Raw genomic sequence first — 15,293 nt, forward strand, 5'->3', positions numbered from 1 at the left:
AAGAGAAAATCCCCCTCTGTTACAGCACTTTTTGTTGGTAGATTCTGAATCACGCTCGTCCCTCACTATTCAGAATGACGAGCTTTGAGATTGGCCACCGCTATTTCTAAAAACGAATGAATCCGTCATTCCGACGAGCCTAGGCGAGATCAGGAATCTAATATCGACATGCTATGACGTCAGAGAAAACTCCTCTGCCACAGCACTTTTTTGTTAGTAGATTCTGAATCACGCTCGTCCCTCGCAGTTCAGAATGACGAGCTTTGGGATTGGCCACCGCTCTTTCTAAAAACGAATGAATCCGTCATTCCGACGAGCCTAAGCGAGATCGGGAATCTAATATCAACGAGCTGTGAAGCCAGAGAAAACACCTCTGCCACAGCACTTTTTGTTGGTAGATTCTAAATCACGCCCGTCCCTCGCTGTTCAGAATGACGAGCGTTGGAATTGGCCTCAGTTCTTTCTAAAAACGAATGAATCCGTCGCTCCGAAGAGCCCAAGCAAGATCAGGAATTTAATATCAACGTGCTGTGAAGCCAGAGAAAACCCCCTTTGCCGAAACACTTTTGTGTTGGTAGATTCTGAATCACACTCGTCCCTCGCTATTCAGAATGGCAAGCTTTGGAGTTGGCCTCGGTTCTTTTTAAAAATGAATGAGTCCGTCATTCCGACGAGCCTAGGCGAGCTCAGGAATCCACTATCAACGTGCTGTGAAGCCAGAGAAAATCTCCTCTGCCACTGCACTTTTTGTTGGTAGATTCTGAATCACGCTCGTCCCTCGCTGTTCAGAATGACGAGCTTTGGGATTAGCCTCAGTTCTTTCTAAAAAACGAATGAATCCGTCATTCCGACGAGCCTAGGCGAGATCAGGAATCCACTATCAACGTGCTGTGAAGCCAGAAAAAACACTTCTGCCACAGCACTTTTTGTTGGTAGATTCTGAATCACGCTCATCCCTCGCTTTTCAAAATGGCAAGCTTTGGGATTGGCCTCAGTTCTTTCTAAAAAACGAATGAATCCGTCATTCCGACGAGCCTAGGCGAGATCAGGAATCTAATATCAAGGTGCTGTGAATCCAGAGAAAACACCTCTGCCGAAACACTTTTGTGTTGGTAGATTCTGAATCACACTCGTCTCTTGCTACTCAGAATGACGATATCTAGCATTCAGTAAATTACATCAAGCGGTCTTCATCACTACGACCGCAGCAATCACCACAAAGATACCAAACCAGCCGATTGGCTTGAGTTTCTGCTTAAACAGCAAGGCTCCACCCACTGCGGTACCCAAGATACCGATCGCACCCCAAGAGGCATAAGCAATGGCTAAGTCGATCTCTTTCACCGCTTGTGCCAACAGCGTGAATGCTGTCAGTACCAACACAATCGCCGCAATGCCCCAGCCTTTATATTTAAAACCTTTTGAGCGTGTCAGCGCCATATTGGCCATGATATCGACCAAGGCAGCCATCACGACAAATCCAAATGACATCGTAAAAAATTGACTCATGATTCGCACCTTGTACTAGTAGAAAATGAACGTTCTTTTGCCGGTTTATCGGCATTTTTCTTGGCGTTAGGTTGACCATGTGATTCCCCTAAGGTCACACACACAATGCCAACAACGGCTAACATCAAACCAAACAACTCTTGATGGTTTAAGTGTGCATCAAAGGCGATGATCGACACCACGGTGATCAACGAGATACCCAACCCTTCCCAAACAGCGTATGCCACACCGATAGATATTTTCTTCGCGGCAAACGCGAGAAAGTAGTAAGAGATTGCGATCAGCACATACATTACGATGTAGCCCCACCACCCGTGCCCTTGTCCGATAAGAGACATAGTGCTTGTACCAGCCACTTCGGCAACGATGGCGAGCAATAAAAATAGACGTGCAACTAGCATGATTAATCCTCCATCAGAAATAAAAAAAATGCATAACGGAGAATGGTGAATGTCGCGTACCTGTATCGACATTCAAAAAGTTAAAAAGATAAAAATGAGCCACTTCTCCTGACTATTTGAGATAAGGTTAGCGCTGGGTAGGAAAAAGAGACAGGTAATTGAGATATTCATTTTTGAATATCTTAAGAAGTAAGTTGTCTATGTAATCACATAATATTGATAAGGTTAAAGCATCTACTCTCTCATTCAGCCGATGCCATCAGGTGACGTCATTGCGTAAAAATCAGCGGCGTATTGAGGGTTTGTCGCACCACTTTATGTAGGTGTCTGTGCAAAGGATGGTTGCGGTTGGTTTGAAGGAAACCGCCAGAGACCACAAACTGACTGAACTCACGATTAACGGGTGGCATTGCGTAAGAGGCGAGTTCTGGCATCAACAATGCCGAGCTTTGACTGGCATACATAATCGCGTCGGTTTCTTGCAACATTTGGCAAGCCAAACGCAAATTATAGGACTTCAGTAACACTACTGGCTCATAACCCATGCGTCGATACTCGGACTCCACGGTACAAAGCGGTTTATATGACGCAGGCGCAGGCAAAGAGACGAGTGGTAGTTTGGACACCGTGTCCCAATCATTGCTGACTTTCGACAACGTTGGGTGGTTTTTGCGCGCCAAAATCACTCGTTTTTCAACGAATAACGGGCGCATGTAAATGTCTTTCGACAGCTCGGTCTCTTGGTCAAGAATGCAGTAATCGTGCTCGCCTTCTAACATTTCATCGTGCGAGTAAGTATTCCAGCTGGAAAAGGCAAAGTGCGCTTTGGGAAAGGCTCGATGACAACCAGTGAGCAGTCGCTGCCCTTGTTCATCCATCAAATAAGGGTCAGTTACAATCGCAATCTGCCCTTGGTATTGCAGTGGGTCGAACACTTCAAATTCTTGCACCACTTTTTCCAGTGGTGCAACCATATTGTCGAACTCGGCGGCGAGACGAATCGCCATGGGTGATGGCTCTACCCCATGTGCTTTACGCACAAAAAGCGGGTCATCAAACACTTGCTTCAACTTCATCACGCCGCGGCTGGCGCTCGGTTGAGAAATGCCAAGCTGCATTGCGGCCAGCTTGATGCTGCGGTTTTCCACCACGGCTTTTAATAAACGCATTAAGTTGAGATCCAATGCATCCAGCTGATGTGCCATACCCTAACCTACCAATACCATTGATGAGCGAATACAAAGAGCAGTTAACAATTAGTTAAACACTCTCTCCCGACGTGATCTGATAACCCATATCGAAGACTTTTTCTTCTTGCGTTTCGCCTTTCAGGCGCGCAATTAATAGCTCTGCGCTCTTTACACCAATTTGGAAACGCGGCGTATCAACGCTGGTCAGTTTCGGACTGATGGTTTGACCGATATCCAGCGCGTTATAGCCCGCCACTGCCAATTGCTGTGGAACTTGAATGCCACGTTGCTGCGCACTCAGCATGGTGCCAATTGCGATGTCATCGTTGGTACAGAACACCCCATCGAGCGTTGGGTGCGTTTCCAGTGCACGTTCGAGCAAATCATGCGCTAAAGAAAAACTCGAATGATCACCAGTTAATACATGTTTAGGTTCTAGCCCTGCTTCTGTCATCGCGCGATCGTAACCTTGCATCCGCAATTTGGTTCGCGTATCCAGACGCGCGCCAAAATAGACGATTGTACGCTTCCCCGTATCTAGCATCTGCTTAACCACGGTGTACGACGCATCTTCATGATCGAGTCCAACCGCCATATCAATCGGCTCCGATGGCAGTTCCATGGTTTCGACCACCGGAATGCCCGCATTTTTGATCATCTGTAATGTACGCGGCGTGTGATGGCTTTCAGTTAGAATAAGCCCATCGACTTGATAAGAGAGTAATGACGCGATCTTGCGCTCTTCTTCAAGCTCATCGTAGCTAAAATGCGCTAAAAGCGTCTCATAGCCATTGGCTTTGGTCACCATCTCTATGCCCTGAACAAAGGAAGCAAAAATTTGGTTGGACAAAGACGGCAGTAAAATACCAATGGCTTTACTGGAGGACTTTGACAACATCGCCGGTGCACGGTTTTCGATGTAACCCATCTCTTCAATCGCAGTCGCAATCTTGGCCCGAGTCTTTTCTGCCACCGATTCAGGGTTACGCATATAGCGTGAAACGGTCATCTTCGTGACGCCAACCTGGTCTGCGACATCCTGCAATGTCGTACGAGTTTTCTTATTCTGTTGAGCCATAAATATGTGATTTATCAGTAATGTTACAAGTAACATTATGACGAATAGACTCTCTGCCGACAAGTTCAGTGAAAATAATTCGCAAAATCATGACGTTATTACTCCATTAGCCATCAAATTGCGTTTCATGGATTGTGAATCAAAACCGAATAAATAAATGACATTTATATCAAAGTTCTTATAAAATGCCGTACCTAAAAGAATAAGACATTAGTCACAGTGCAGTTAGGCTCTAGCGAAACCCAGATTTACTACCACCTGCTTGATCTGGACGACTCCCAAAAGCAGCAATACCTCCAAGCATTGCAACGAAGTCAACCTGAGCTGTATCGACAACTCGTTCCTCTTTTAGCCAACGAGACACCGGAAGAACAACTAACGCAGTTACTTTATTTTGGTGCTCATCAGGCTACGAACCAAGACGTCGATCTAAGCGGAGAAATCATCAGTAAGTACCGCCTAACTCATGAGTTGGGGCGTGGTGGCATGGGTGTCGTATACGCCGCTCTACGTGCAGATGAAACGTTCGAGCAAGATCTGGCTATCAAGTTTATTCAAAGCAATTTGAGCAATGTGTTAGGGCAACGCGCACTCTTCGATGAAGCTCAACTTCTCGCGCGTCTAAACCATCCTTACATCGCGAAAGTGTTTGACGGCGGTCTCCATCAAGATTCGGTTTACATCGTGATGGAGCGGGTGTTTGGTCAAACTTTGGATGAGTATCTATCTGAAAATAAGCTAGAAAAAACGGAGAAGCTGCTGTTGTTTAAGCAGATCTGCCAGGCGATGGAGCACGCCCACCAGCACCAGGTTTTGCATGCCGATCTAAAACCAGAAAATATACTGATTGATCGTAGCAAGCGTCCCAAGCTGCTTGACTTCAACTTGACTCAAAAAGCGCACTCCAACCGAGAAGATTCACCCTCAGCGCTGATTGCGTTTAGCCAAAATTTTGCCAGCCCAGAGCAGCAAGCAGGACAGGTTCTAACAGAGCAAAGCGACGTGTACTCCTTAGGCAAAATTCTCGCTTTGATGTTTCCATCACCAACAATTTGGTCTGATGTTTACTGGGTGATAAGACGCGCAACGCGTCCTGCCACTCAAATGCGATATACCGATGCTAGAGCATTGCGCATTGATATCGAACGAATTATCGAACGCCGTCCAATCGAGCAGAAAAAAAACTGGCCATTGTATAGCGCCTTTCGCTTGGTACAGCGACGTCCCCTTGCTTCGGTATTGTCAGGCATCATTGTGCTCTCTGGTGTGTTATTTGGCAGCGCCATGATGCAAAAGAATATCCAGCTGCAACAAGAGAAGAAGATTGCAGAAGATATGATGTACGAAATGACTCGCCTCATCTTCCACGCGAAGGGGAAAAATGTCGAACATCTCTCAGTGAACTCCATGATGGAGTTAACACGAAGGCGGATACTCTCTAACCCAGATATCCCCAAACATATAAAACAAAAAATGTTGTTGGCGATGATGACACCGGTGCCAGAGAAGCACCTAACTACACCAATGAGTTGTCAGCCAAATTGTGCGTCTAAGGACAGCACCAACCAATAAGGCTTAAAACAAGATGTATATACGTTCAGTGGTATTTTGGCTGTCTGCATTGACGGCTACGTCCACGTTGGCAGCAGACGTTTCAGCTGCCACTTCACACCCACCAGCTTCAACCTTGAAGCAAGGCTACTTTATCGACGCCCCAGTGACTGGCCTGTATTACAAAACCAGTTCCAATATCACTGGCGTCACTCAGCAAGGAGCATTTCATTACCAACCCGGTGATGTAATTAGCTTCTTCCTTGGTAACGATGATAAAGGTTATCTGCTGACGACCTTATCAAGCCAAGAAGTGCTGACGCCGACGATGGCGACAACCAAACCTAGCCGCAGCATCAATATGACGCGTCTGCTGCTTTCTCTCGACAGCACGCCTGAGAATCGTGAGGAAATTGTCCTAGCAAACCGTGTGCTGTCTGATCCTCACTTTCAAAGCCAGCTCAAAGGCCTTGATCTCAATTACCTGGATGACGCTAAACGCTACCTCAATCTCGATTGGGTATCTGTCAATGAGGCGATTGAGCACCTAAACGAAAGCCAGCAGTACATTGAAAAAAATTTTTCCTCTGATGAGATCATTTTTGAACCTCGCGACATGACGTTCAAAAACATCGTCATCAAAAAGAAGGATTGGCAAGGCCGCGCTTGTGCTTACGATCTACGCTATCAGCATCATCCCAAATATCGTCCTCCTATTGGTGAAACTCGATTCACCATCACCAAAGACTCATTGATTGAACACCCAAGCATTGGCGACCATTTTCAAGGCTGCTTCCTCTCGATGAAGCGCCCTATCACGGAAGATGTCGTCGAACCGATAAGCAAGTTTGCGGATTGGTTTAATATCGTTGGTTGTTCAATCACAGGGTGCACCCGCAACGACTTGAATGGCTTCTCTCTCGAAGACTTCGATGATGAAGGCGACTGGAAGTACCGCTCCGTTGCCCTCAATTTTGATCCGAGCACCGAGTTATTGATGGAAAAAGTACAAGGCCTCGGGCGTAAAAAAAACATCCAACACAATAACCGCACAGAAATGCTCTGGTTTACGTATCCCAATACTAGCGAACACGACATTGACTACCTCGGCGTGTGGCAGCAAACCGAATACCACCAACAGTCCATGACACAATCGTGCCTATTGATGCGCCATCAACAAGTCATGCGACTGCCGCAAAATACGGACACCTGCCCAACCGATACAAGCCTGTACACCCAAGATGTTACCCGCGAATTTGCCGACATGTGGTGGGTCAACAATAGCGCCCCCAAAGCCGAACTCGCGCAAATGAACGTCATGGTACGTTGGTCAACAACCCCATCCGAAATCAATTACACCACCTGGGAATACTTGCCAGCTGGTGCAACTTGGGAGCAAGGCATTTTATATCGCTATCAACAAAATGTTCTGCGCAACCAAGACGGTTCCGATCGCATTGAAACCCACACCATTTCTGAATTTGTCAAAGTGAGCGAGGATGTATAACCATGGCAACAGCAGTAGCACTGACACAAATCATTCAACAATGGCAATCTGGTGATAAACGAGCTGAGAGCGAGCTCTATCAGTTTGCTTATTTACAGTTGCGTAAGATCGCCCAACACGAGCGTGAACGAAATGCAGAAAAGTACGGCACCGACAACAAAGTACTGGCAGACAGCGTCAACAGCACCACGGCATTAATTCATGATGCTTACCTGAAAATGTCCAACTGCGACATGAGTGAAATTGAAACAAAGCGCGATTTCTTTTTGATGGCCGCCAAAGTGATGCGTCAAATCTTGATCGACAACGCACGCTCGCACCAAGCACAAAAGCGTCAACACATTACATTGATGAGAGATGAAGAAGATCGTTTCGAGCAATTGATTATCATGGATAAAGCTCTGGATAGTTTCAGTAGCCGCTATCCACGCCAATCGAGCGCACTCAAACTCAAGTATTTAATGGGCATGAAAAACCAAGAAATCAGTGAGCTACTCGAGTGCAGCGCAAGCCTGATAGAGAAAGACCTCAAATTCTCTCGCAGTTGGCTACAATCACGAATGGCGCACACGTAATCATGAACAAAAAGCTTTGGATAATCGGCGCAGTATGCGTCGGTTTGTTCGGTATTTACTTCATTTCAAACAAACACAATTTGGCATCTGTAAAAGACTCGTCAGACAACGCCGACAAGTCAACCCAGCAAGCACATCGTCAATATGAGCGCACATCTTTAGTTGAAGTAAAGCAAGCGTTGACAGGTTCTGCGTTGGATCGCACTCCTAAAAAAACGGGAGATGACGCATTTAACTCCGCCCTTTTAGGACAACCAGGCCCTGTTACGAATCCATTTCATACCACAGAAGACAACACGTTTTACGAGTCAGCATTGGGTGATAAGAACAGCCGACCACAAGAGGACCCATCAGAGAATAATAAACCCATCATCAACCTCACTGTGGAACAGCAGCTACAAACCATTATTTATGCTTGGGAGCTGAAACAAAACTCTCCGGTGAGTTATTCGCTCAACCTTAACCAGCTTTTTGAAGACCCAGATGGCGATCTCCTCACCACTCAGATTTGGCTTGAAAACGCCAATGGGTTAAGAGTCCTCAACCAAGGACAAATGATGGTGCAAGGAGCGCCTGAGGAAATAAAAACCACCACATATTTGGCGGTAGCAGCGCGCGATGATTATCACGGTAATAGCGATCATGCATGGGTCACAACGCGCTTTGAGTTACCCGTTATCACACCCGATCAAAATGACACAGAACACCCGTTAGTTGGCGATGTAGTTTATCGCCTAGAGACGACACAAAATCTTGCAGGTATCGCGTACGCGTATGAAGTGGTGTATTGCGAGGCCTTTCAGTTTGAGGGGGGCGAAGTAAGTTATGCCGCCTCACACAACAAACGCCAGTGTCCTGAAAAGGGAGACTTGAAAAAAGTGGGCAAGTACAAAATCAGTGATGATTCGTTGATCGTTTATGTCCAAGGTGTACGCCAAATTTGGACCATCAAAAAAGAATACCCATCTCAGGTTCATGAAGATACTCGGAACTACTTCACCACCGTGTTTGATGGTAAACAATTCGAAAGCTATACCATGCAAAAGAACAAGCAGTCCATGGAGAAGCGCATCAATGCACCGACAGGACGATATCTGCATCAAATCTCCTTTTTTGATTATTTGCTACCTCTCCCAAGTGGGGGGTATCTGGTTGCTGAAGTTGGCAATTATATTTATCACTATGGTACTCAAGTCATTGGTCCTCATGGTGAAAGCATCGAATCCGATTTCAATTTACACACTTATGGTCCTAACCTGTATTGTAGTGATGTCGCCATTTGGTATCACAGCCATGTCATTGCTGGTCAAGGAGACTATCAAATCGACATCATATCAGACCCTAACCCAGACGATCCGACTTACCAAATTGATTGCCACGAGTTCATCAGCACCCCTGCTACTGGACAACAATCGTTATCGTTTGATCTTAACTATTCCCCTTACGACGAGCTACTTGATGGCGAGGTGTATAGCTACATTTTACGTCCAAAACCTGAGCTCGCTGATCGCGTTGAGGAATTTAAGATCAACATGATTTATCACGCCCCAGCCCTTACTAATACCCAATAAACCTTTATTTACAGATGGTTATTTTGACAAAACAATCATCCCAAAAACAAAACTGGAACCGTGATCAAATTATCAATTTTCCACCATAGACAAAAAATAGAAATAAATTTTACGGGTTTTGTGCGGATTTTCGTGTCTTGAACCTAAGCTCAATAGTCATTAAAAAGACACCACTCTCTTATATCTCACTAGTGAGATATAAAGAAAAAAATAATAAAAAAGCGACTTTCTCATTCGGAAACGAAACAAGGACAAATAAATAATGAATAAGGTGAGTTTACTAGCAGCGTCAGTGGCTATCGCTCTTACAGGCTGTGGCGGTTCAGATGGTGGTTCAAGCAGTGCTAACGACGGCGTTGTGATCACAGGTTTTGACGGCTACTTCAAGCATGCCGTTGTTTTTGAAGATACGAACAACAACGGCCAATGGGACACTCAAGAAACATTCCTTGGTCTGACCGATGAGAAAGGTCAACTGAAATTGGATGCAAAACCAGAAAGCACTCTAGCGCTACAGACCATCACACCAAACGGTTCAAAGCAGAAACAGCTCATCGCCTTGGATGCGAAAGAGTACGCTGGCAAATACACGGTAGATATGGATCATCCAGGCCAAGCTATGGCGCACGAAATCGTATTCCGTGCACCAACATCATCAAACGTGATTTCACCTATCACGGATCTTGTGGCGATTGAAATGGCAAAAGATCCAGCCATTAGTGAAGAAGACGCGAAAGCGAAAGTAAACCAAGCGCTAGGAGGCTCAGAAGAAGCACCAATTGATCTGTACAGTGATTTTGTTGAAGGTGCGACAAAAAACGCCGAACTACATAAAACCGCTCAGATTCTGACCGACTCGAAAGCACAAAACCCAACGAACTACGAGAAAAAAGCCACGGAGTTTGCTCAAGCGGCAAACCAAGAAGTGGAACGTCTTGTTGCATCTGGCGAAAACATCAATGACCCAAATCTACGTCCAATCATCACTGACGCGACCCCAGACAGCGACACCTTAGCTCCTGAAACGGCAGTTAATAACAAGCTAACCGTAAACAAAATCGTCGAAAAGGCAGCTAAAGATAAGCTAGAAAAACTACCAAAAATCGTACAAGGCGTGGACTTTGATGGCTTAGAGCTAGACATTGAAGGTCTATTTGCAGACAAAGACCAAAACCTTGTGACAACCAAACTGACGCACAACTTTGCAGGCACAGGCATTGAAGTTGTGCAAACTGGCAACCTGATTGTTCTACATCCAACTGCAATCGTAGAGAAAGCTGGTGATTTTGAGATTGTTCTAACGGCGCAAGACATTGATTCGTCAGGTAAGGTTTTGGGTACGGTAAGCACCGTATTTCAGTTCGAAATCGAATCGGCAAACTTACCACCAATGGTTGTAGAAACAGAACAAGCGCGTCTGCAGTCCATCGTTGATGGTTGGTACCTACAACAAGGTGAAGTGTTTGAACAAACACTCGATATTTCTGGTTTGTTCCAAGATAAAGACGGTCAAATTACCGACTACTCAGCGGACTATGTAGACATTGAAGGTCTAACAGTATCTGAGGATGGTAATGCAATTATCACCATTAAAGGCACACCAACAAAAGCAGGTGAAGCTGGAGCAGTACTTGCGATTAGCGCAACAGATGGCCATACCGCGGTACAAATTGCGCTCAGCATGCCAACGGTTATCGAAGGCGTCACGCCACCACCAGTAGTACCGACTTTGGGCTTCACTCACGAGCACTTCAACGGTCAAGAATGGAAAATGGGTAGCTTTGCACAGAAAGATGGTGAAATTGGCTACGCCATGTTGATGCAAGATTCTGAAGGCCTACTATTCTGCTGGGGTTCAAACCACGATGAGATGAATCAAGAGTACAAAGCGAACATCAGTGACTTCCTAAAAGACACATGGGAACACGATGCTTACGCCATTCTTGCCGATCTGGACCAACAAACTGGTTACACGGAATACAACAATAAAGACTGTAACGACGTTGAGCTGAAAGACGGTAAGCTATACAACAGCTACGGCGACGAGTATGAAATGTTGTACCAGCACAAAACCGAGCATAACGGCACTCAAATGATCGTTAAAATATCAGATGATGAGCTGTTCTGGATGGACTCAAGCAATACCCCATTTGCAGAATCACTTTCGGTTGCAGAACACATCAAACACGGCACGGTAGAGCATGACTTGATGGTAGAAAGTAATGGCACAGGCGACGACACAGTCCTGAAATACTCGTCAGGTGCGTACGAATACGACACTGATACTTACAACTACACTTCGTTCATGCCAACAGGATTCCAAACTCCAGGTAATTGGGAAATCCAGAATGATGAAGACCGTGAACTGCTGATTCTAGAAGAAACAGGCTCAGAGTCAGATTACAAAACTCGTCATCGTTACATCAACCGCGATTTTGGTGACTTTTATATTGGTATTCGTTGGAGTAAAGAACAAAACGGTCATGAATCCGCACCGGAATATGGTCTGTACTCTAACAGCAAAGAAGCCATGACAAGCATCGCGAGTTCACTACCGATTTTGGAGCCTGGTGATGATGACTAAAGCAACCATCGTTAACCCTTGCTGTGATAGCGTGCATTTGCGCAGAAGACGCAGAACACTTTGGGAACGATTGGTCGGCATCAAAGAAGTGTATATCTGCTCTAACTGTCACAAAGAAACGCCACTCAAATAGCGATAATATTTGAGACCGCAAAAAAGCCCCGAACTCGGGGCTTTCTTCTATATTTTGACCGCAATATCTGAGTCGTTATTTCACGCACACCACGTTCAATAATGAGGTTCCGGTGAGCTGATTGGGCTCACGATCGGCGAACAAACCTTTCTTATCTTTGCCCCAATACGGCAGTTGCAGTGGCCATTGATTTTTTTCCATCACCCCAGACGCCCTCAGCGCTTTAAACTCTGCAGGGTTAGCTAAGTTCATACCCAGTTGCTGACATACTTTGTGCGAGTTTTCGTAGTTGAGGCGGTTCCACGGCTTACCATGTTCCATGTAAAACTGATTATGGTGATCGAGTAAATATGGGACCACGTACGTTTTGCCCTGTACTGAAGTTCTCAACCGAACTTCAATGTCATCATTTCCAGTGACAATTGGCTTCGCTTTGGTCTTAGCAACAGGCGTAGACGAAGAGCTATCACGCGAACTTTTTGCCTTGGTATCTGGCTTCTCTGCCCGCGCTTTAAAGGCGTCGGTATCAGCTCGCACAGCAGGAACTGGCGCGGGTTTCGGGGTCACCGTCGGTGTTGGCTTAACCGAAGATGCGGCTGATTTCGACGATACAGTAGATTTAGGTGTAGGTGGTGTTACTGGTTGTTTCGTCCCTTTCCCAACCACTCGGATGAACGCCTCTTTGTAATTCGACAAGGTTTTGACTCCTCGTAAGTCATCCCTCGCATCAGACAATGCCTTGTAAGGTCCAATCAAACAGCGATAGCCTTTGGATTCAGGCTTCATCCATACGTCAGTCGTGATTTTACTATAGAGAGGCTTAGCTTTCGCGAGTGACATTGGCTTTGGTAGTAATCCGCATTGAATCCAGTAGAGGTAGTTGCCTCCTTGCGGCACTTTCTTTCCCCATACTCCGTTACCAATTGGGCATGTTTTCTCAAGCATCGGTAATTCTTTCTCGCTGGCTTGAGTGGCTTGGCAAAGGAACTCCTCCGCCTCAACTGGATTAGAAAACTGGGCGCATACCAGCAACAAACCCAAAGCCAGGCTTGCTTGGAAGATACGAGATGGGTGTTGTGCCTTCTTCATTTCCATACACTTCACTCTAAATTAGTGGGTAAGGTCATTATGGCGGCAAAGCGCCAAAAAAATGTGAACAAAGAATAACTAGCAAAAAAAGAGCCGGAATTTGCATCCGGCTCTCAGTTTAGGAAGGAATTAAGTGAATTTACAACGCTTGGTGGGAAAATTCTTATCCTTTGTACAGTTTCGGGTTGAATACATCACGTAGCCAGTCACCCAATAAGTTGATAACCAGAACCAGTGTAACTAACACGATGCCTGGGAAGGCAGTAATCCACCACGCACCTGAGAAGATGTAGTTAAAGCCGATGCTGATCAGCGCACCTAGTGACGGCTGATCAACAGGAAGACCCAAACCTAGGAATGACAGTGCCGCTTCCGACATGATCGCGTTCGCTACCTGTACCGTCGAGATAACCAAGATTGGCGATAGACAGTTCGGCAGAATGTGACGGAACATGATGCGTGGCGCTTTAAAGCCCATCACACGCGCCGCTTCGACGTATTCTTTCTTCTTCTCTGCCAATACCGAGGCACGAATAGTCCGTGCGTATTGCGGCCATTCAGCCACACCGATGATCACCACCAGCATCACCACTGCGTATTGGCTGTAAAAATCGCTGCCAAAGCTGGCTTTGAAAATGGCCGATACGATGATCGCCACCATCATGGTTGAGAACGATAGTTGAACATCCGCAAAGCGCATCAAGAAGCTATCGATACGACCACCGAAGTAACCCGCCGACAAACCAATGATGATACCCAGAATCAACTGAAGACCGACGGCTAAAAAGCCGATCGTCAAAGACAAACGAGAACCGTAAAGAATGGTCGATAAAATATCGCGACCTTGCTCGTCAGTACCCAACACAAAGCGCTCATCGCCATCTTCCATCCACGAAGGTGGCAACTCAGAATCCATGATGTCGATAGACGTCAGATCGTACGGGTCTGTTGGCGCAAGAATCGGTGCAGCCAATGCCAATACTAAGAACATCATAAAGACGGTAAAACTCGCCATCGCCACTTTGTCGCGTTTGAAGTAATACAGAAAATCTGACTCTTTGAAACGCTGCCACGCTGATGGAGCAGGAGCTGGTGTTAAATTTGATTGGCTCATGATTAAGCTCCTTTTCCAGTTAGGTTCACAGTTGGGTTGATGATGCCGTACAGCAAGTCAACGATGGTATTGGTTACCACGAAGATCAGACCAACAAAGATAACGTAGGCAGTGATCAGCGGTGTATCTACACGGTTGATTGCCTCTAGGAAAAGGAAGCCAGTGCCCGGCCATTGGAACACGGTTTCAGTAAGAATGGTGTAGGCCACCATGGTACCAATCTGCACGCCACCTACCGTCAATACTGGTAGCATGGTGTTCTTAAGTGCATGTTGGTAATAAATCTTTTGTAAGTTCAAACCTTTTGCTTTGGCGAACTTAATGTATTCCGAACTCAGAACTTCCAGCATTTCTGAACGCACCAAGCGGATGAACAACGGCAGCATAATAGACGCTAGCGCAATACAAGGTAGGATGAGGTGCTTGATACCATCAATGGTAAAGAAGCCAGATTCCCAACCGAGTACGTTAGCGGTTTCACCTCGCCCATAGGAAGGCAACCAACCAAGTTCTATGGAGAAGACATACATCAGCATGATTGCGGTTAAGAACACCGGAATCGAGATGCCGACACTGCTCATCGCCATGACAAATTTGGTAAAAACACTCTTAGGATGAATCGCAGAGTACACCCCAAGCGGAATAGAGAAAACAATGATGATAAGCGTCGCGCCAAACACGAGCTCTAATGTTGCCACCAGCTTATCGAGGATCACCTCAACCGCAGGTCGCTTGAAAAAGTATGATGTACCCAAATCACCTTGTAGTGCATTACCCACAAAGCGCGTGTACTTTGTGATAAAGGGATCGTTCAGGCCCAAGTCGTCGCGTAGCGCTTGACGCTCCGATTCCGAAACCGACTGACCTACAAGCTCACGCAGCGGATCACCCAGGTTGTCCTGAATGGCAAACGCCACCAAACTGATCACAAACATCACTATCAGTGCCTGAAACAGGCGCTTGACCAGAAACGAAAACATTCCTTGCCCCT

The 15,293-nt window shown here is 46.1% G+C and carries 13 protein-coding genes; 6 read left to right on the forward strand and 7 right to left on the reverse strand.

The window, feature by feature from the left end; all coding sequences use genetic code 11:
* Positions 1 to 1,179: 1,179 nt before the first annotated feature.
* From R7035_RS08505 to R7035_RS08520, 4 genes are all read right to left on the reverse strand, one after another.
* Positions 1,180 to 1,509, reverse strand: a complete 330-nt coding sequence (locus tag R7035_RS08505) for an SMR family transporter (protein ID WP_005478614.1) — start codon at positions 1,507 to 1,509, stop codon at positions 1,180 to 1,182.
* On the reverse strand, positions 1,506 to 1,910 hold the full coding sequence (locus R7035_RS08510; RefSeq protein WP_005384225.1) for an SMR family transporter: 405 nt from the start codon (positions 1,908 to 1,910) through the stop codon (positions 1,506 to 1,508). Before R7035_RS08510 ends, R7035_RS08505 begins: the two co-directional genes overlap by 4 nt.
* Positions 1,911 to 2,179: 269 nt before the next feature.
* Entirely contained in the window at positions 2,180 to 3,115 is a 936-nt protein-coding gene (locus R7035_RS08515) for a LysR family transcriptional regulator (RefSeq protein WP_005379132.1), read from the reverse strand.
* 55 nt (positions 3,116 to 3,170) lie between these two features.
* Positions 3,171 to 4,178, reverse strand: coding sequence for a substrate-binding domain-containing protein (locus tag R7035_RS08520; protein ID WP_017636149.1), 1,008 nt, complete (start codon positions 4,176 to 4,178; stop codon positions 3,171 to 3,173).
* A gap of 219 nt (positions 4,179 to 4,397) precedes the next feature.
* On the opposite strand from R7035_RS08520, the gene R7035_RS08525 reads away from it, so the two are divergent.
* The 6 genes from R7035_RS08525 (at position 4,398) to R7035_RS08550 (ending at position 12,099) form a co-directional block, all read left to right on the forward strand.
* Entirely contained in the window at positions 4,398 to 5,750 is a 1,353-nt protein-coding gene (locus R7035_RS08525) for a serine/threonine-protein kinase (RefSeq protein WP_213912314.1), read from the forward strand.
* Positions 5,751 to 5,763: 13 nt separating this feature from the next.
* On the forward strand, positions 5,764 to 7,236 hold the full coding sequence (locus R7035_RS08530; RefSeq protein WP_005384234.1) for a hypothetical protein: 1,473 nt from the start codon (positions 5,764 to 5,766) through the stop codon (positions 7,234 to 7,236).
* A gap of 2 nt (positions 7,237 to 7,238) precedes the next feature.
* Complete coding sequence (locus tag R7035_RS08535; RefSeq protein WP_005379118.1) at positions 7,239 to 7,811, forward strand: sigma-70 family RNA polymerase sigma factor; 573 nt, start codon at positions 7,239 to 7,241, stop codon at positions 7,809 to 7,811.
* Positions 7,812 to 7,813: 2 nt separating this feature from the next.
* Positions 7,814 to 9,382 (forward strand): hypothetical protein, encoded by a 1,569-nt coding sequence (locus R7035_RS08540; RefSeq protein WP_170890709.1) that lies wholly within the window; start codon positions 7,814 to 7,816, stop codon positions 9,380 to 9,382.
* Positions 9,383 to 9,644: 262 nt separating this feature from the next.
* Positions 9,645 to 11,966 carry an acid phosphatase gene (locus tag R7035_RS08545; protein ID WP_318146094.1) on the forward strand — a complete coding sequence of 774 codons (2,322 nt, stop codon included), beginning with the start codon at positions 9,645 to 9,647 and terminating at the stop codon, positions 11,964 to 11,966.
* A complete protein-coding gene (locus R7035_RS08550) occupies positions 11,956 to 12,099 on the forward strand; it encodes a hypothetical protein (RefSeq protein ID WP_012841245.1) in 144 nt (47 codons plus the stop codon). The genes R7035_RS08545 and R7035_RS08550 overlap by 11 nt, the downstream gene beginning before the upstream one ends.
* Before the next feature lie 75 nt (positions 12,100 to 12,174).
* Here R7035_RS08550 and R7035_RS08555 read toward each other — a convergent pair whose 3' ends face one another.
* From R7035_RS08555 to R7035_RS08565, 3 genes are all read right to left on the reverse strand, one after another.
* Positions 12,175 to 13,194 (reverse strand): SPOR domain-containing protein, encoded by a 1,020-nt coding sequence (locus R7035_RS08555; RefSeq protein ID WP_005384238.1) that lies wholly within the window; start codon positions 13,192 to 13,194, stop codon positions 12,175 to 12,177.
* A gap of 157 nt (positions 13,195 to 13,351) precedes the next feature.
* Complete coding sequence (locus tag R7035_RS08560) at positions 13,352 to 14,302, reverse strand: ABC transporter permease (protein WP_005384239.1); 951 nt, start codon at positions 14,300 to 14,302, stop codon at positions 13,352 to 13,354.
* 2 nt (positions 14,303 to 14,304) lie between these two features.
* Complete coding sequence (locus R7035_RS08565; RefSeq protein WP_005379110.1) at positions 14,305 to 15,282, reverse strand: ABC transporter permease; 978 nt, start codon at positions 15,280 to 15,282, stop codon at positions 14,305 to 14,307.
* Positions 15,283 to 15,293 lie beyond the last annotated feature (11 nt).

Origin of the sequence: Vibrio sp. 1731, from assembly GCF_033339955.1 — a bacterium.
Taxonomy (GTDB): domain Bacteria; phylum Pseudomonadota; class Gammaproteobacteria; order Enterobacterales; family Vibrionaceae; genus Vibrio; species Vibrio alginolyticus.